Annotated in this window: 16 protein-coding genes and 1 riboswitch; of the genes, 11 read left to right on the forward strand and 5 right to left on the reverse strand. The window is 68.8% G+C overall.

The features are described 5' to 3' along the window. Window positions 1-36 precede the first annotated feature (36 nt). Window positions 37-222 carry a 50S ribosomal protein L32 gene (gene rpmF, locus O5O54_RS12340; protein ID WP_279482080.1) on the forward strand — a complete coding sequence of 62 codons (186 nt, stop codon included), beginning with the start codon at window positions 37-39 and terminating at the stop codon, window positions 220-222. An 84-nt stretch (window positions 223-306) separates the two neighbouring features. On the opposite strand, the gene phaR is transcribed toward rpmF, so the two are convergent. Next, complete coding sequence (gene phaR / locus O5O54_RS12345; protein ID WP_279482081.1) at window positions 307-900, reverse strand: polyhydroxyalkanoate synthesis repressor PhaR; 594 nt, start codon at window positions 898-900, stop codon at window positions 307-309. Between the two features lie 302 nt (window positions 901-1202). On the opposite strand from phaR, the gene O5O54_RS12350 reads away from it, so the two are divergent. The 9 genes from O5O54_RS12350 to O5O54_RS12390 all read left to right on the forward strand — a co-directional run bounded on the left by O5O54_RS12350 (window position 1203) and on the right by O5O54_RS12390 (window position 10624). Beyond that, window positions 1203-2390 carry an acetyl-CoA C-acetyltransferase gene (locus O5O54_RS12350; RefSeq protein WP_279482082.1) on the forward strand — a complete coding sequence of 396 codons (1188 nt, stop codon included), beginning with the start codon at window positions 1203-1205 and terminating at the stop codon, window positions 2388-2390. 172 nt (window positions 2391-2562) lie between these two features. Next, on the forward strand, window positions 2563-3288 hold the full coding sequence (gene phbB, locus O5O54_RS12355) for an acetoacetyl-CoA reductase (protein ID WP_279482083.1): 726 nt from the start codon (window positions 2563-2565) through the stop codon (window positions 3286-3288). 184 nt (window positions 3289-3472) lie between these two features. Beyond that, window positions 3473-3805, forward strand: a complete 333-nt coding sequence (locus O5O54_RS12360; RefSeq protein WP_279482084.1) for a PepSY domain-containing protein — start codon at window positions 3473-3475, stop codon at window positions 3803-3805. A gap of 143 nt (window positions 3806-3948) precedes the next feature. Beyond that, a complete protein-coding gene (locus tag O5O54_RS12365) occupies window positions 3949-4293 on the forward strand; it encodes a PepSY domain-containing protein (RefSeq protein ID WP_279482085.1) in 345 nt (114 codons plus the stop codon). 60 nt (window positions 4294-4353) lie between these two features. Further along, window positions 4354-7596, forward strand: coding sequence for a helicase-related protein (locus O5O54_RS12370; RefSeq protein ID WP_407061703.1), 3243 nt, complete (start codon window positions 4354-4356; stop codon window positions 7594-7596). A 9-nt stretch (window positions 7597-7605) separates the two neighbouring features. Beyond that, on the forward strand, window positions 7606-7914 hold the full coding sequence (locus O5O54_RS12375; RefSeq protein WP_407061699.1) for an RNA-binding S4 domain-containing protein: 309 nt from the start codon (window positions 7606-7608) through the stop codon (window positions 7912-7914). Window positions 7915-8111: 197 nt separating this feature from the next. Further along, window positions 8112-8450 carry a ferredoxin FdxA gene (gene fdxA, locus O5O54_RS12380; RefSeq protein WP_279482086.1) on the forward strand — a complete coding sequence of 113 codons (339 nt, stop codon included), beginning with the start codon at window positions 8112-8114 and terminating at the stop codon, window positions 8448-8450. A gap of 418 nt (window positions 8451-8868) precedes the next feature. Then, a complete protein-coding gene (locus O5O54_RS12385; RefSeq protein WP_279482087.1) occupies window positions 8869-9459 on the forward strand; it encodes a CarD family transcriptional regulator in 591 nt (196 codons plus the stop codon). 298 nt (window positions 9460-9757) lie between these two features. Beyond that, a complete protein-coding gene (locus O5O54_RS12390) occupies window positions 9758-10624 on the forward strand; it encodes an RNA polymerase factor sigma-32 (protein ID WP_279482088.1) in 867 nt (288 codons plus the stop codon). 73 nt (window positions 10625-10697) lie between these two features. On the opposite strand, the gene O5O54_RS12395 is transcribed toward O5O54_RS12390, so the two are convergent. From O5O54_RS12395 to thiB, 4 genes are all read right to left on the reverse strand, one after another. Then, window positions 10698-12245: a M48 family metalloprotease gene (locus O5O54_RS12395; RefSeq protein ID WP_279482089.1), complete on the reverse strand. Its 1548-nt coding sequence runs from the start codon at window positions 12243-12245 to the stop codon at window positions 10698-10700. 149 nt (window positions 12246-12394) lie between these two features. Then, window positions 12395-13111 carry a thiamine ABC transporter ATP-binding protein gene (thiQ, locus tag O5O54_RS12400; RefSeq protein ID WP_279482090.1) on the reverse strand — a complete coding sequence of 239 codons (717 nt, stop codon included), beginning with the start codon at window positions 13109-13111 and terminating at the stop codon, window positions 12395-12397. After that, window positions 13108-14751, reverse strand: coding sequence for an ABC transporter permease subunit (locus O5O54_RS12405; protein ID WP_279482091.1), 1644 nt, complete (start codon window positions 14749-14751; stop codon window positions 13108-13110). Before O5O54_RS12405 ends, thiQ begins: the two co-directional genes overlap by 4 nt. Next, the gene (thiB, locus tag O5O54_RS12410) at window positions 14727-15740 is read right to left on the reverse strand and encodes a thiamine ABC transporter substrate binding subunit (protein WP_279482092.1); all 1014 of its coding nucleotides are present in this window, start codon (window positions 15738-15740) and stop codon (window positions 14727-14729) included. The genes O5O54_RS12405 and thiB overlap by 25 nt, the downstream gene beginning before the upstream one ends. A gap of 53 nt (window positions 15741-15793) precedes the next feature. Continuing rightward, a riboswitch (TPP riboswitch) is annotated at window positions 15794-15898 on the reverse strand. A 98-nt stretch (window positions 15899-15996) separates the two neighbouring features. On the opposite strand from thiB, the gene O5O54_RS12415 reads away from it, so the two are divergent. Next, a complete protein-coding gene (locus O5O54_RS12415) occupies window positions 15997-16626 on the forward strand; it encodes a thiamine diphosphokinase (protein ID WP_279482093.1) in 630 nt (209 codons plus the stop codon). Window positions 16627-16702 lie beyond the last annotated feature (76 nt).

Genomic DNA, 16702 nt, shown 5'->3' on the forward strand with positions numbered 1-16702 from the left:
CGGAGCCTCGAGCCGACGACCTGAACGGAGAGACCCATGGCCGTCCCCAAGCGAAAGACCTCCCCCTCCAAGCGCGGCATGCGCCGCTCTGCCGACGCGCTCGTCGCGCCGACCTACATCGAGGACAAGAATTCGGGCGAGCTGCGCCGTCCGCACCACATCGATCTGAAGACGGGCATGTACCGCGGCAAGCAGATCCTGACGGTCAAGGAAAACGCCTGATCGTCTCAGGCGCCTTCCACGCATGAAAAAGGGCCGGTCGCCTCGCGCGCCGGCCCTTTTCTGTTCGCGAAATCCGGTCGGGCGTCAGCCCTTCTTGGCGTCCAGCGCTTCCAGCCGGCGCTGCATTTCGGCGAGCTGCTCGCGCATGGCGGCCAGATCGTCCTGGCTCGGCGCCGTGGCTGGAGCGGGGGCGGCGGCGGAATTCGAGCCCTTGGCGCCGTCGGTCGGACCCAGCGCGTTGGCCATGAACGGGTTGAACACGGCCATCGCCTCGCGGAACATCTCCGTGTTGCGGCGCACCTGGGTTTCCATCATCTGCAAGGGGTTGGCCGCCGTGCCGCGGAAGCTTTCCTGCTCGCGCTGGAAGGCGGCCATCGACTGTTCGAGATAGGCGGGCACCACCATCTGCATCTGGTCGCCGTAGAAGCGGATGAGCTGGCGCAGGAACGTGATGGGCATGAGGGTCTGTCCGCCCTTGTTCTCCTGCTCGAAGATGATCTGCGTCAAGACGGCATGGGTGATGTCCTCGCCGGTCTTGGCGTCCTGCACCACGAACTCCTCGTTGCCCTTGACCATGGCGGCGAGGTTCTCGAGCGTGACGTACATCGACGTGCCGGTGTTGTAGAGGCGCCGGTTGGCGTACTTCTTGATGACCGTCGGTTCGTTGCTGCGCGCCATCCGCTCTCTCCCACATGCTGGCAGGCGAGCCGACCGTGGCCGTGCTGCCTCTGCGAAGACTTAGCCACAGTTTCGCTGCGTTTCCAAACGTTCCGCAGCGCACATCCTCGTTTGTCCGCAGACCATTCGCCGTTCATCGTCGGACCCTGCGTCCGGGGACGAGTCGCACGTGTGCCGAATGGACGGGAGCGGCTCCGCAATCTGAAGCTGCAAGGTTTGACAGGCGCCGAACGGGTCTGCGAGATAAGGTCCGGCCGGCGCGGCGAGGCCCGCAGGCATCCTTTTGGGAGGAAAGGCATTCCATGAGCTCTTCTGGACAGTCCATCGTGATCGTCGGCGCCGCGCGCACCCCCGTCGGCTCCTTCAACGGGGCCTTCGCCTCCGTGCCGGCGCACGAGCTCGGGGCTGCCGCCATCACCGCCGCCCTCCAGCGCGCCGGCGTCGAGCCGGGCGAGGTGGACGAGGTGATCCTGGGCCAGGTGCTGAGCGCCGGCGAGGGCCAGAACCCGGCGCGCCAGGCCGCCATGGCGGCGGGCGTGCCCAAGGAGGCGACGGCCTGGGGTCTCAACCAGCTCTGCGGCTCGGGCCTTCGCGCCGTGGCGCTCGGCCTGCAGCAGATCGCGGGCGGCGACGCGCGCATCGTGGTGGCCGGCGGCCAGGAGTCCATGTCCATGGCGCCGCACGTCGCGCATATGCGCGTGGGCACCAAGATGGGCGACCTCAAGCTCGTCGATTCCATGCTCAAGGACGGCCTGATCGACGCCTTCCAGGGCTATCACATGGGCAACACAGCCGAGAACGTCGCCCGCCAGTGGCAGATCACGCGCGACGAGCAGGACGAGTTCGCGGTCGCATCGCAAAACAAGGCGGAGGAGGCCCAGAAGGCCGGCCGCTTCAAGGACGAGATCGCGCCCTTCACGGTGAAGAGCCGCAAGGGCGACGTGGTCGTGTCGGACGACGAGTACATCAAAGCCGGCACCACGCTGGACAAGGTCCAGAAGCTGAAGCCCGCCTTCGACAAGGAAGGCACGGTCACGGCCGGCAACGCGTCCGGCATCAACGACGGCGCGGCGGTGGCGGTGCTGATGAGCGAGGCCGAAGCCTCGCGCCGGGGGCTGACCCCGCTCGCGCGCATCGTGTCCTGGGCGACGGTCGGCGTCGACCCCGCCGTGATGGGCTCCGGCCCGATCCCGGCGTCGCGGAAGGCGCTGGAGAAGGCCGGCTGGTCGATCGACGACCTCGACCTCGTGGAGGCCAACGAGGCCTTCGCGGCCCAGGCCTGCGCGGTCAACAAGGACCTCGGCTGGAACCCGGACATCGTCAACGTCAACGGCGGCGCGATCGCGATCGGCCATCCGATCGGGGCATCCGGCGCTCGCGTCCTCAACACGCTGCTCTTCGAGATGGCCCGCCGCGACGCCAAGCGCGGCCTCGCGACGCTCTGCATCGGCGGCGGCATGGGCGTCGCCATGTGCTTCGAGCGCGGCTGACCCATCGACGGCCGCCGCGCCCCATCGCGGGGCGGCCTCCTTCTCCGACAATCGCATCGGACGACCCGGCGCGGATCCCTTCCGGGACCCGGCAGGTTGTCGCGCATACATGGATGCTCCGGCCGCGGCCGGGGCTTCGACCATCAGGGCATCGATCCAGGGAGGAAAGTGCATGAGCAGGGTTGCGATCGTGACGGGCGGCTCGCGCGGCATCGGCGCCGCGGTATCCAAGGCGCTGAAGGCGGCGGGCTACAAGGTGGCCGCCAACTATGCCGGCAACGAGGATGCCGCGAACGCCTTCAAGGCCGAGACCGGCATCGACGTCTTCAAGTGGGACGTGTCGGACTACGCCTCCTGCGGCGAGGGCATCGCCGCCGTGGAAGCCGCGCTCGGGCCGATCGACATCCTCGTCAACAACGCGGGCATCACCCGCGACGCCATGTTCCACAAGATGACGCCGGAGCAGTGGAACCAAGTCATCGGCACCAACCTGACGGGCGTCTTCAACATGACGCGGCAGGTCTGGGAGGGCATGCGCACGCGAAAGTTCGGGCGCGTGGTCAACATCTCCTCCATCAACGGCCAGAAGGGGCAGGCGGGCCAGGCCAACTATTCCGCGGCCAAGGCCGGTGACATCGGCTTCACCAAGGCGCTGGCGCAGGAGGGCGCGCGCGCCGGCATCACCGTCAACGCGATCTGCCCGGGCTATATCGGCACCGAGATGGTCCGTGCGATCGACGAGAAGGTGCTCAACGAGCGCATCCTGCCGCACATCCCGGTCGGACGGCTCGGCGAACCGGAGGAGATCGCCCGCAGCGTCCTTTATCTCGTGGCCGACGAGGCCGGGTTCATCACCGGCTCGACCCTGACCATCAACGGCGGCCAGTACTTCCACTGAGAGCCCGTCGGGAAGTCCCCGGCGAGCCGACCCGGTGGACTTTCCAGGCAAGCTCTGAGACGCGCCGAGACTTCGATGCCGCACGGGAGGAACCGAAGCGTTTCTCCCGTGTTCTTCCCCGCGATAACGGGCGCACGACTTATTTTCGATCCCGGGCGCCTTCCCGTTTCGTGGAGGATTTCTTATGATCCGCAAGCATCTCACCATCGCCGTCATGGCGGCTGCCGCCATCGCTTCCGCCGCTCCGGCCATGGCACAGGGCATCCAGATCGGCCCCGACGGCGTGCGCATCGTCGACCCGAACAGCCGCCGCGACGACGTGCGTCGCGACGACCGTCGCGGCCGCGAGATCGGCGAGCGCGATGCGGTGCGCATCGCTCGCGCCGAGGGCGTGCGCGAGGTGGACGACGTTCGCCGCACCAGCCGCTCCTACCGCGTGATCGGCGTCGATCGCCGCGGCGACGACATCCAGGTCGACATCGATCGCCGCAGCGGCGACGTGATCGGCGTCCGCTGATCCCGACATCGAGGCAGAGTGAGAAGGGCGGGTCGCATCGGCGGCCCGTCCTTTTTTCACGACGCCCTTCACATGGTCTTGAAGCCGCCACGCGTTCCGGCAAATTTGCCGCCTATGGGACACCGTTTCGCGAGACATCCGTGATGAAGCCTTTGCGCTTTTCCATTCTCTTGGCCGCCGGGCTTCTGGCGGCGGCCGCGCCCGCCGCGGCGCAGACCCTCGAACTCGGGCCGAACGGGCTTCGGGTCCTGCCCGACAACCGGCGCGGTCCGGACTTCGACTACGACCGGTCGCCCCCGCCGCGCCGCGGACCTCCGGGCATCAGCGAGCGGCAGGCCGTGCGCATCGCCCGCTCCGAGGGCATGCGCGAGGTGGACGACGTGTTCCGCCAGCGGCGCACGTTCCGCGTCGAGGGAGCCGACCGCCGCGGCGACGACCTGACCGTGATCATCGATGCCCGCACGGGCGACGTGATCGACGTTCGTTAAGACAAGTTCGGCGGGGAGTTTGCGTTTCGTCCATCGCGACCCACCTATGGTGCGATCATGATGGACAGCCATTTCCCCGCCAAGCCGATGCGCCGAACCGAAGCCGGGGCGGGCGGGCGTGGCGTCACCGCCGTGCTCGGCCCCACCAACACCGGCAAGACCTTTCTGGCGATCGAGCGGATGGTGGCCCATTCGTCGGGCGTCATCGGCCTGCCGCTGCGGCTCCTCGCCCGCGAGGTCTATCAACGGGTGGTGGAGCGGGTTGGCCTTGGCGCCGTCTCGCTGATCACCGGCGAGGAGAAGATCAAGCCGCCCAACGCGCGCTACCAGGTCTGCACCGTCGAGGCGATGCCGCGCGAGCCGGGCGCCGCCTTCGTGGCCATCGACGAGGTGCAGCTCGCCGCCGACCTCGAGCGCGGCCATGTCTTCACCGACCGCATCCTCCATGCGCGCGGGCGCGAGGAGACGCTGCTTCTCGGCTCCTCCACCATGCGCGGCGCGCTGGAGCGCCTCCTGCCCGGTATCCAGTGCGTCACGCGGCCGCGCATGTCGCAGCTTCTCTATGCCGGCTCCAAGAAGATCACTCGCCTGCCGCGCCGCTCGGCGATCGTCGCCTTCTCCACGGAGGAGGTCTATGCGATCGCCGAGCTGATTCGCCGCCAGCGGGGCGGGGCGGCGGTGGTGCTCGGCGCGCTGAGCCCGCGCACCCGCAACGCGCAGGTCGAACTCTACCAGAACGGCGAGGTCGAGTTCTTGGTGGCGACCGACGCGATCGGCATGGGGCTCAATCTCGACGTCGATCACGTCGCCTTCGCGCAGGACTGGAAATACGACGGCTTCCAGTATCGTCAGCTCAACCCCGCCGAATACGGCCAGATCGCCGGCCGCGCGGGGCGGCACGTGCGCGACGGCACGTTCGGCGTGACGGGCCGAGTCGATCCGCTGCCGCAGGAGCTGGCCGAATCGATCGAGGCCCACGACTTCGCATCGGTGAAGGTCGTCCAATGGCGCTCGCGCGCGCTCGACTTCGCCTCGGTCGATGCGCTGAAGGCCAGTCTTGACGCCGCTCCGCCGAGCCCGGAACTCGCCCGCTCGCTGCCGGCCGTGGACCAGCGGGCGCTTGAGTTCCTGTCGCGCGACGAGGCGGTGATGGGGAAGGCCGTAGGCGCCAGGAATGTCGAGCTTCTCTGGGAGGCCTGCAAGCTGCCGGACTACCGACGCATCGCCCCCGCCCAGCATGCCGAGATCATCGCCTCGATCTACGGCGACCTCGTGCGTCGCGGGCATGTGGCCGAGGACTACATGGCCGAGCAGGTCCGGCGGGCGGATCTGGCCGAGGGCGACATCGACACCCTGTCCCAGCGCATCGCCGAAATCCGGACCTGGACCTACATTTCCCACCGTCCGGGATGGCTGGCCGATCCGACACACTGGCAGGAAAAGACCAAGGCAATCGAGGACCGTCTGTCGGACGCGCTGCACGAGCGGTTGACGAAACGCTTCGTAGATCGCAGGACAAGCGTTCTGATGAGGCGGCTGAGAGAGAGCGCATTCATGGAAGCTGAAATCGGCAGCGACGGCACCGTGCGCGTTGAAGGCCACGAGGTCGGTGAGCTGCAGGGGTTCAGGTTCACGCCGGACACCAAGTCCGACGGCCCGGATGCCAAGGCCGTTCGCGCCGCAGCGCAAAAGGCGCTGGGCGGCGAATACGACAAGCGGGCCGAGCGCTTCGCCAACGCGCCGAACGGCGATCTGGCGATCGGGTCCGATGCGCTGCTGCGCTGGCTCGGCGCGCCCGTCGCCTCGCTCACCGCCGGCGACGATCCCCTGAAGCCGCGCGTCGTGCTCCTGGCCGACGAGCAGCTCGCGGGCCCTGCGCGCGACAAGGTGGTCCAGCGCGCCGAGCGCTTCGTCACCTATCAGGTGTCGACGGTGCTCAAGCCGCTCGCCGATCTGCGCGACGCCGAGGGCGTCGAGGGGGCGGCACGGGGCATCGCCTATCGCCTCTACGAGAATTTCGGCCTCCTTCAGCGGCGCGACATCGCCGAGGAAGTGCGCGGCCTCGATCAGGACGCGCGCGCGGCGCTGCGTCGTCTGGGCGTGCGTTTCGGCGCGTACCACATCTTCGTGCCGGCGCTCGTGAAGCCGGCGCCCGCTGCGCTGATGACGCTGCTCTGGGGCATCGCCCATGACGGGCGCGACAAGCCGGGCTTCGGCGAGGTGACGCAGCTCCTGGCGACCGGCCGCACCTCCGTCGCGCCGGACCCGAGCTTCGATCCCATCTTCTACGCCCTGTCGGGTTATCGCCCGCTCGGCCGACGCGCCGTGCGCGTCGATATCCTGGAGCGCCTGGCCGACCTCATCCGTCCGGCGCTTGCCTGGACGCCTTCGGTGCCGAAGCGTCCGGACGGCGCCTATAACGGCCGCGAGTTCATCGTGACGCCGGCCATGATGTCGATCCTCGGCGCCACGGCCGACGACATGGACGAAATCCTCAAAGGTCTCGGATACCGCTCGCATGCGGTGCCGCAGGCCGACGTCGAGGCGGAACTGCGCCGCCAGGACGAGGCGCAGGTGGCCAAGGCTGCGAGTGAGGCGGCTCCCGCGGGGGAAATGGCCTCGGCCGAGCCGCCCGCCGAGGCGGTGCCGGGCGAAGCGGCGGCAGCGGAGCCGGGAGAGGCGACGGCCGAGACTGCCGTTCAGGACGAGCCGGCCCCGGCGCAGGACGCGGCCCCCGAGCCGGAGGCGGCCGACGAGACGGCGCCTGAGCCCGTGGCGGAGGCGCCGGCCGGCGAGGCCGAGCCGGTTTCGGAAGTGGCCGCTTCCGCCGTCGAGGACGGTGCCGCGGCTGAGCCGGTCAAGATGGTGCTTCTTTGGAAGCCGTCGCGCGGCGAGAATCGCGGACGCCCGCAAGGGCGCGGCAACGGGCGTCCGCAAGGGCGTGGCCAGGGCGGGCGCGGCGGCGAGGCTGCGGCCGGAGGCGAGACGGTGGGCGAGCGGAACGGCCAACGCCAGAACCGTGGCGGGGGCGGCCGGCGCGAGGACGGGGAGGGCGGCGAGCGCCGCTTCCCGCGCCGCGACGGCGGCAAGCCGGGCCAGGGTCGGCGCGAGCGTGGCGAAGGCGAGGAGCGGCGCGAGGATCGCGGCGGCCAGGGGCGGGGCGGACGTCCGCCCTTCGGCAAGGAGCGCGAGGGATCGCGTCCCGCCGCCGACGCGCGGCGGCCGGAGCGGGCAAACAAGCCGATCGATCCTGATTCGCCCTTCGCCAAGCTCGCCGCGCTCAAGGACAAGCTGGGCAAGTAGGACAGGCGCATGGCGGCAGGCGAGCAGCGCATCGACAAGTGGCTGTTCTTCGCGCGCGTCGTCAAATCGCGCAGCCTCGCCCAGAAACTCGCCGTATCCGGCGCGGTGCGCGTCAACCGCGAGAAGATCTCGCACGCGGCCCGGCTGGTTCGGCCGGGCGACGTCCTGACGATCTCCGTCCATGATCGTATCCGGGTCTTGAAGGTGCTGGATTCGGGCGAGCGTCGCGGACCGGCGCCCGAAGCGGCGCTCCTGTTCGAGGATCTGACACCGACGCGCGCCCTGGCGCCTGCCGGCCCTTCGACCGAGGAGGGCTGAACCGCGCGAGGTGCAGGCTGAGAAAGACATTCTCCACCTTGCGCAAGAGGCGCTGTTTCTCGCTCTTGCAACATGGAGTGCGAGGCGATACGTCCCGCCTTGGAGCGGTTCCAGGTCCGGAGGGGCCGGCCGCGCCCGCCGTCCGCAACGATCCGCCTGTTTCCGGCGTTGCGGGCCATCAGTTCCGGGAATTCGCCATGACCTATGTCGTCACCGACAATTGCATCCGCTGCAAGTACATGGACTGCGTCGAAGTGTGTCCGGTGGACTGCTTCTACGAGGGCGACAACATGCTCGTCATCCACCCGGACGAATGCATCGACTGCGGCGTGTGCGAGCCCGAATGCCCGGCCGAGGCGATCAAGCCGGACACCGAGCCCAATCTCGACAGCTGGCTGAAGATCAATGCCGAGTATGCCGAGAAGTGGCCCAACATCACCGTGAAGCGCGACGCGCCGGAGGATGCCAAGGCCATGGACGGCGTCGAGGGCAAGTTCGAGAAGTTCTTCTCGCCCGAGCCAGGCCAGGGCGACTGATTCTCCCAAAATTTCCGATTAAGCCGTTGCCCGCACAAGGGATATCGGCGTCGCCCCGCCGTCGCTCGCCCGGATTGCGCGCGGCAAAGCGCTGCACCGCAAGGGTTGCAGGACGCGGCACGCCATATGCGCATTTCGGTTGAAATTTCCAGCGCGATAGGGTATTATTTGTGCAACAGTCGAACGTCGGATGAAGGTCGAAGGACCTGATCCGGCGGCCAAGGTGCTTCTGAAAGGCTCCCCTCCCGCTCCATCCCGTCTTCGCGCCCGCTTCGGGCGTCGATGGGGTTTGCGAAGGAGTTTCCCGAAGTCCCGGACTGCGGCCGGCCTCCAAACCGGAATGCTCAATCCGCGGCCTTCGGGTCGTTTCGTGCATAGCGATCTTCCCCGCTCTGCACAACAGGGAGTTACGCAGCGTATGAGCACTCAGAAGAAGACCTCCCAGCGCCAGGGTTTCAAGACCGGCGAAAGCATCGTCTATCCCGCGCACGGCGTGGGCCAGATCGTTGCGATCGAGGAGCAGGTGGTCGCGGGCATGAAGCTCGAACTCTTCGTGATCGACTTCGAGAAGGACAAGATGCGCCTCAAGGTGCCGGTCGCCAAGGCCGAGGCCGTCGGCATGCGCAAGCTGTCCGAGACCGACTTCGTGGAGCGCGCTCTCAAGGTCGTCCAAGGCCGCGCGCGCGTGAAGCGCACCATGTGGAGCCGCCGCGCGCAGGAATACGACGCCAAGATCAACTCGGGCGACCTGATCTCCATCGCCGAGGTGGTGCGCGATCTCTACCGCGCCGATTCGCAGCCCGAGCAGTCCTATTCCGAGCGTCAGCTCTATGAGGCGGCGCTGGGACGCATGGCGCGCGAGCTCGCGGCCGTCAACGAGGTGAGCGAGACCGAGGCGGTCCGCCTCATCGAGCTGAACCTCAACAAGGGTCCGAAGCGCGGCGCCAAGGTTGCCGACGAGGCGGACGTGGACGAAGAGGACGAGGTCGAGGCCGAACAGGCCGCCTGATTTCCGGATCCTCGATACCGAATGCTGAGCCGGCCCCTGTTTTCAGTGGCCGGCTTTTCTTTGCGCTGCGGCAGTGCTAGGAATCGTCAAGCGGTCGAGCCGTAACTCCCGCCGATTCCCCACTTTTTTCAAATGCCCCTTTCCTCGGAAGGGACCCTGCCTATTTCGCAAAAAAAACTTTGCCCCCTCGGGAACGTTTCCGCGAACCACCCGTTACCGGCCTGAGAGCGCGGTGTCCCGTCGGGGCGCGGCGCCCGAAATCGATCGCGTTCCTGCGTGACATGGAAGGTCCGGACCCATGAAATCCCAATCCACGCGTCGCCACCTCATCCAGGCCGCCATGGCGGCTCCCTATCTGCAGCGGGAAGAGGAATACGAACTGGCGGTGCGCTGGAAGGAGCATCAGGATCAGGCCGCCCTCCACAAGATCACCTCCGCGCACATGCGCCTCGTGATCTCCATGGCCGCGAAGTTCCGCCACTTCGGGCTGGCGATGAACGACCTGATCCAGGAGGGCCATGTCGGCCTTCTCGAAGCGGCCGCCCGGTTCGAGCCGGAACGCGAGGTTCGCTTCTCCACCTACGCCACCTGGTGGATCCGCGCCTCGATCCAGGACTACATCCTGCGCAACTGGTCGATCGTGCGCGGCGGCACGTCCTCGGCGCAGAAGGCGCTGTTCTTCAACCTGCGCCGCCTGCGCGCCCGCCTCAATCAGGGCACCGAGAGCATTTCCTCCACCGAGATGTATCGCGAGATCGCGACGGCGCTGAAGGTTTCCGAAGGCGACGTGGCCTTGATGGATTCGCGCCTGTCGGGTCCCGACTCCTCGCTCAACGCGCCGCTGATGGAGGACGAGTCCGGCTCCGCCGACCGTCAGGACTTCCTCGTCTCCAACGACCCGCTGCCGGACGAGATGGTCTCGGCCTCGATCGACGACGAGCGCCGCGTGGTGTGGCTGCGTTCGGCGCTCGGCGTCCTGTCGGAGCGCGAGCTCAAGATCATCCGCGAGCGCCGCCTCCAGGACGACGGCGCGACGCTGGAGGCTCTCGGCTCCAAGCTCGGCATCTCCAAGGAGCGCGTGCGCCAGATCGAGACGCGTGCCATGGAGAAGCTGCGCGTGGCGCTCCTCCAGGCGAACCCGGACGAGGCGGCCTTCATCGCCTGATCGCGGCGATAGCAACCGTCATGAAAAAGGCCGCTCCCGGGAGCGGCCTTTTTCATGTGCCGTGTCGACCCGCCTATTCGGCGATGATCTTGTAGCGTCCGCCTGTCCGGATGCCCGAGCCGTCCTCCAGGTCGTTGAGGAGGCGGAACATCTCCACCTTGCGGTCCATGCCCTGGATGCGCTCGGCGAGCGAGCGCTCGGTGTCGCCGGGGCGGGCCGTGACGATGCGCACGCGCAGGGGCTTGAGTTGCTCGCGTTCCTCCGGCCCGAGCATGCGGAACGAGCCGGCGATGCCGTTGGCGATCTGCGGCAGGCGCGCCGAAGCGTCGGCGGGAAGCGCCGTCAGGAAGCGGTAGACCTGTCCGCCGACGCGGATCACCGTGACGTTGAACACATAGGAACCGCCGACGGCCTGCGCCGAGGCCGCTTCCAGAGCGCCGATGCGGAAGGGGCGGATCGTGGCGGCGTCGAGCCCGCCGACCCAGCCGCTCTGGATATAGTCGGTGAGCGAGGTCGTGGCGGGCAGGGCGACGCCGTCGAAGCGGATCGCCGTGTCCCCGGGTCCGGTGGCGAGCACCGCCTCGGCGGTGTTGTCGATCACGAAACCGTCCGGCACGCTGAAGGTGATGCCGAGGCCCGGATGAAAGAAGGTCCGCCCGCGCACGTAGCCTTCCGACGCCGTATCCCCGAACAGCATGCCGTCGATGCCGTCGAGATAGCGGTCGCGGTCGGTAACGCCCGTGCCTGGCGGCCCGAAGGCGGACGCATGGCGGCGCGCGAGTTCCACGCGCTGGGGCGCGGCCGGGTGCGAGGCCAGGAAGTCGAGGTTCGGGTTGCTGGCCTGGAAGGCGTTGCGGAACGAGGAGAAACTGTCCATCGCCTTCAGGAAGCGGGCGGCGGCATAGGGGTCGTAGCCGGCATCGCCCGTCTGCTTGATGCCCATGGCGTCGGCCTGCAGCTCCTGGTTGCGGGAGAAGCTGGCCAGATTCAGCCGCCCGCGCGCGAGCGCGGCGCGCGCCGCCGTGGTGTCGCTGGCGAGCACTTCCGTCACCACGCGGCCGGCGAGCTCCGCCGCTTCCTCGCGTTGCTGGCGCTCGATGCCGTGGTTCGCCTTCACGTGCCCCATCTCGTGCGCGAGCACGGCCGCGACCTCGGCTGAATCGTTGGCGAGCGCGAGCAGGCCGCGCGTCACGTAGAGATAGCCGCCCGGCAGAGCGAAGGCGTTGATGTTGGGCGAGTTGAGGACCGTGATCGAATAGGCGCGGCCGGGATCGCTCGACACCGCGTTCAGCTTGCCGACGATGCCGGCCAGCATGCGCTCGAGCTTCGGGTCCGAATAGGCCCCGCCATAGGCGGCCAGGATCCGCGGGTGCTGCGACTTGCCGATGGTGGACTGGGGGTCGTTGGATTGGACCGCCTCGAACGAGACGGGATTGCGGTTGACTGGCGCGACGAGGCTCGATTCGGTGCCGGCGCCGGACGCGACCTCCTCCAGCCCGCCACCCAGCGTGGTGCAGCCGGCTAGAAGCGCGGCGAGCGGCAGCGCGAGCCCCGCGCGCAAGCCGCGCCGGTTCCCGTGTGCCCCCCGTGCCGTCCTGTCAGGCCGCGCCTCGTGCCGCATTCCCGATCTTCCCCCAAGATGCCGATCCGCTCGGGATCGCCTCCGGTCTACCCGATTATCGCGGAACCGTGAAATGGCCGCCACGTCACAGGACGTCGGGAAACGCCGTCGGATTCCACGCTGTCCCCTGGGGCATGAAAGGGACCAAATTAGGATTCCGTTCGCCCGAGATAGGCGGCGACGCTGGGATGGCGCCCCGACAGGACGTCCGCCGGCGATCCCGTCAGCACGATCCGCCCGCCCTCCAGAAAGGCGACGCGATCGGCATGGCCGGCGGCGTCCTGCGGATGATGGGTCACCATGACGATCGTGGGCTTGCGCGAAAGCCGAGACCGCTGCGCGGCGACGAGATCCAGCATGTCGCCGCGCAGCGCCGGCCCGAGTGCAGCGAACGGCTCGTCGAGAAGCAGGATCGGGCGCTCGCGCAGGAAGGCGCGGGCGAGCGCCACGCGCTGGCGCTCGCCGCCCGACAGTTCGCTCGGGCGGCGTTCCTCCAGACCCGCGAGGCCGACTCTGGCGAGGGCCTCGCGCGCCCTGGCCCTCACCGCGGCGGGCAGGCGCCATGTGGGGCTGAGGCCGAGCGCCACGTTGCGTTCGGCCGAGAGGTGCGGAAACAGGTTGTCGTCCTGGAACACCATGCTGACCGGCCGCTCGGCAGGGAGAACGGTCGTCACGTCGCGCCCGTCCAGCCGGACGATCCCCGAGCTTGGCGCGAGGAAGCCGGCCAGGATGTCGAGAAGCGTCGACTTTCCGGCGCCGGACGGGCCGATCACCGCCAGCCATTCGCCCGCCTCGACATGAAGGTCGAAGCGCATCTCCTCCGCTTCATGGCGGAAGGTCGCGGCGTCGAGCTCGATGGCGTTCATGGCATACGCTTTCGTCCGCCGAGGCCACGCTCCGCAAGGAGGATCAGCCCGAGGCACAGGAGCGCGAGGAGAAGCGCGAGCCCTTCCGCATCCGTGGATCGGTATGAGCCCATGCGCTGGAGGAGGAGATAGGGAAGGGTGACGAGGTCGGCATTGCCGAACAGGGCGACCACGCCGAGATCGCCGAGCGAGACAGCCATGCCGAAGGCCCCGGCCAGCGCCAGCGGACGGCGAAGCGCCGGACCTTCCACATGCCGCAGGCGCGCCAGGCCCTGAAGGCCGAGCCCGCGCGCGAGGCGCCCGTGCCGTGCCCCGACCGCCGCGATCTCGGGCGACAGGATGCGCGTCGCATAGGGCACGACGAGGATCGCGTTGCCGATCACGACGATGGCCGGGGCGAAGCGCGCGACGTCGCCGAACGCGCGCAGCGTCAGGAACCAGCCGGCACCGACCACGATGGGCGGCACGACCAGGACGAGGCTGCCGGACAAAGCCAGAAACAGCCCGCCGCCGCGCCCGGCGCCGGCCGCCGCCAGCGCGAGGCACAGGGACAAGGCTAGACCCAGAGCGGAGGCGAGGAGTGCGATGGCGAGGCTGCGCCCGAGCGCGGCCTGGAAAGCGGGATCGATGAGGAGGCGACCGAGATCGGCCTGCAGCCCCGCCCAGAGGATGGCCAGGAGCGGCGCCAGAAGAAAGGCGATGGCGAGCGTCGCGACGATCCCGTCGAACAGCCGCGCCGGCAGAGACGGGCGGTCGAAGCGCCGCGATCCCTGCGCCAGGCCGAAGCCGACGTCGCCCGTGCCGCCGCGCACGAAGGAGGGCAGCAGCAGGAGCGCGACGAGCAGGATCTGGAGGACCGACAGGGTGACGGCCCGCGCCGGATCGAAGTCGTAGCGCAGCGACTGGTAGATCGCGACCTCCAGCGTCGTGGCGCCGGGGCCGCCGCCCAGGACGAGAACCAGCGTGAAGCTCGTCACGCAAAGCATGAACACCAGGCCGGCGGCGGGCCGCAGCGTGCGTGCCAGCGCCGGCAGTTCGATGATGCGGAACGTCGCCCAGCGCGACAACGAGAGCTGGCCCGCCAGCTTCCAGCTTTCCGCCGGCACGCTCGACAGCCCGCCGAGAACGATGCGCGCGACGAGCGGCATGTTGAAGAAGACATGGGCGATCAGGATGCCCGTCAGCCCGTAGATCGAGGGACGGGCGAGGCCGAAGGCGGCAAAGGTATCGGCGACGATCCCATTGCGCCCGAACACCGTGATCAGGCCGAGCGCGCCGACGAGAACGGGAAGCGCCTGCGGCAGGAAGAACAGGCGCAGGATCATGTCTCGCCCGACAAAGCGCATCCGATGGAGCGCCAGCGCCAGCGGCACGCCGAACAGGACCGAGAGAAGCGTGGAGAGCGCGGCCTGGAGGAGGGTGAAGCCGGTGACCGAGCGCAGATAGGGATCGGCCAGCAGTTCCAGCGGCGAGGCCGGCACGATGCCGGCGAGGAGCGGCAGGAGGACGAAGGGCAGGAAGCAGAAGCCGAGCACCAGCCCGGCCGCCGCAAGGCCCAGCCGCCGACGGGCGGATGCGTCCGCCGGCGTCACCGTCGGGCTGATGGCCGCCTCGCTCAGCGGCCGAGGCCCCGAAGCCATTCGGCCGTCCAGGCGGCGCGGTTCGCGGCGACCTCGTCCGCCGGAATTTCCAGCGGGCGCGAAGGCTGGACCAGGGCGCCGAAGGCCTCCGGCAGGGGCTCGCCGGTCGGGGCGGCGGGCAGCGCCCAGTTGCCGGTCGGGATGATGCGCTGGAACTCGGGCGTCAGGATGAAGGCCAGGAACTGCCGCGCGAGCTCGGGATGGCGCGAGGTGCGAAGCGCGCCGGCCAGCTCCACTTGGAGATAGTGTCCTTCCGAGAAGCTCGCCGCCTTGTAGCGCTCGGTGCCCTCCTCGATCGCATGGTAGGCGGGCGAGGTCGTGTAGGACAGGACGATCGGCACCTCGCCCTTGGTGAACAGCCCGTAGGATTCGCTCCAGCCGGGCGTCACCGTCAGGATGCGGCGCGACAGCTCGGACCATTTCGCCTCCGCCTCGTCGCCGAACACCGCCTTCATCCAAAGAAGGAGGCCGAGGCCGGGCGTCGAGGTGCGCGCGTCCTGGATCGCGATCTTCTGTTCGGGATCGCCGGACACCAGTTCGGCGAGGCTCGTCGGCGGATTGGCGATCGTCTCCGAATCGTAGACGAAGGCGAGGTAGGAATAGTCGAAGGGCACGAACGTGTCGTCCGTAAAGCCGCCGGGCACCTGGAGGGGCGAGAGGTCGACGTTCGAGGGCATGAAGAGGCCCGTCGCCTTCAGCTCGGGCACCAGCTCGGCCGTCATGCCCAGAGCGACGTCGGCCTGCGTGCCTTCGCCTTCGAGCTTCAGCCGGTTGAGGATCGCGACGCCGTCGTCCAGCCCGACGAAGCGCAGGTCGCACCCGCACACCGCCTCGAACGCCGCCTCGATACGCGGCCCCGGCCCCCAGTCCGGCGTGAAGCTTTCGTAGGTATAGACCGTGAGAACCGGGCGCTCGGTCCCTTGCGCGAAAGCCGCGACGGGCGGGGCACTGAGCGCGAGAGCGGCAAGGAAGCAGGGGAAACGGCGCATGGCGTGAACTCCTCTTGGCCGGAGTTCCGAAGCACCTTTCGCCGGACGATCCGTCGCGAAAGCTCCCCCATCCCTCCGCCGGTACGACCCGGATCAGGTTCTGCGGGTTGGCGCGGCCATGCGCCTCTCAGCCCGTCTGGGCACCCCGTGTAAGCGGGCGCCACGTTGCCCGGATCGGGGCGCGAGGGCAAGGGGCGGAAGGCCCGTCGCGCGGCGCTCTCCCCAGCCCGGGCGCGATCGGCTATGCGCAAGGGCCATGAGCCGCTTCACCGTCCTTCTCGCCGGTCCGATCCACGTCACGCCCCGCCTCCTGTCGGAGGTCGCCGGAACGCGCGCGATTGCGGCCGATGCCGGCATCGCCCATGCCGCCCGGCTTGGCCTTCATCCGGAGCTCTGGGTCGGCGACTTCGATTCGCACGAGGGCGGCGCGGGCGAGGGCGTGCCCCGGCATGAATGGCCGCGCGACAAGGATCGGACGGACGGCGAGATCGCGATCGACGAGGCCTTCGCGCGCGGAGCGAGCTCGGTGCTGCTCGTCGGCGCCTTCGGCGGTCGCACGGATCATGTGTTCTCCCACCTCGTCGTCGCGCTGCGCGAAAGCGAAGCCGGACGGCCCGTCTTGCTGTTCGACGGGCTCGAATGGGGTGTGCCCCTCCGACCGGGCTCGCAGTCCCTGCCCGCCGAAGCCGGCGCCCAGTTCTCGATCCTGAAGTTCTCCGACCTCCGCGGTCTCTCGATCCGCGGTGCGCGCTTCCCGCTCGACCGCGTCGATATCCCCTTCACCTCCATCCTGACCCAGAGCAACGAGGTCACCGGCGAGATCGAGATCGACCTCGGGGAGGGGCGAGCCCTTCTCCTCCTCCAGGCCGACCCCGCGCGCCGCTGAGCCAAGGCCACTGGCCCTCCCGCAACCGATCGACTATGCTTCGCCGCAGGGTCCCATAGCTCAGCAGGATAGAGCG

Source organism: Aureimonas sp. SK2, from assembly GCF_029813115.1.
In the GTDB taxonomy this organism is placed as follows: domain Bacteria; phylum Pseudomonadota; class Alphaproteobacteria; order Rhizobiales; family Rhizobiaceae; genus Aureimonas.

Coding starts and splice junctions, on each gene's coding strand:
- thiQ (WP_279482090.1), bottom strand. CDS start 13,111: ATGAACGCCATCGAGCTCGACGCCGCGACCTTCCGCCATGAAGCGGAG.
- rpmF (WP_279482080.1), top strand. CDS start 37: ATGGCCGTCCCCAAGCGAAAGACCTCCCCCTCCAAGCGCGGCATGCGC.
- O5O54_RS12415 (WP_279482093.1), top strand. CDS start 15,997: ATGAGCCGCTTCACCGTCCTTCTCGCCGGTCCGATCCACGTCACGCCC.
- O5O54_RS12375 (WP_407061699.1), top strand. CDS start 7,606: ATGGCGGCAGGCGAGCAGCGCATCGACAAGTGGCTGTTCTTCGCGCGC.
- O5O54_RS12360 (WP_279482084.1), top strand. CDS start 3,473: ATGATCCGCAAGCATCTCACCATCGCCGTCATGGCGGCTGCCGCCATC.
- O5O54_RS12395 (WP_279482089.1), bottom strand. CDS start 12,245: ATGCGGCACGAGGCGCGGCCTGACAGGACGGCACGGGGGGCACACGGG.
- phaR (WP_279482081.1), bottom strand. CDS start 900: ATGGCGCGCAGCAACGAACCGACGGTCATCAAGAAGTACGCCAACCGG.
- O5O54_RS12350 (WP_279482082.1), top strand. CDS start 1,203: ATGAGCTCTTCTGGACAGTCCATCGTGATCGTCGGCGCCGCGCGCACC.
- phbB (WP_279482083.1), top strand. CDS start 2,563: ATGAGCAGGGTTGCGATCGTGACGGGCGGCTCGCGCGGCATCGGCGCC.
- O5O54_RS12385 (WP_279482087.1), top strand. CDS start 8,869: ATGAGCACTCAGAAGAAGACCTCCCAGCGCCAGGGTTTCAAGACCGGC.
- fdxA (WP_279482086.1), top strand. CDS start 8,112: ATGACCTATGTCGTCACCGACAATTGCATCCGCTGCAAGTACATGGAC.
- O5O54_RS12390 (WP_279482088.1), top strand. CDS start 9,758: ATGAAATCCCAATCCACGCGTCGCCACCTCATCCAGGCCGCCATGGCG.
- O5O54_RS12405 (WP_279482091.1), bottom strand. CDS start 14,751: ATGGCTTCGGGGCCTCGGCCGCTGAGCGAGGCGGCCATCAGCCCGACG.
- O5O54_RS12370 (WP_407061703.1), top strand. CDS start 4,354: ATGGACAGCCATTTCCCCGCCAAGCCGATGCGCCGAACCGAAGCCGGG.
- O5O54_RS12365 (WP_279482085.1), top strand. CDS start 3,949: ATGAAGCCTTTGCGCTTTTCCATTCTCTTGGCCGCCGGGCTTCTGGCG.
- thiB (WP_279482092.1), bottom strand. CDS start 15,740: ATGCGCCGTTTCCCCTGCTTCCTTGCCGCTCTCGCGCTCAGTGCCCCG.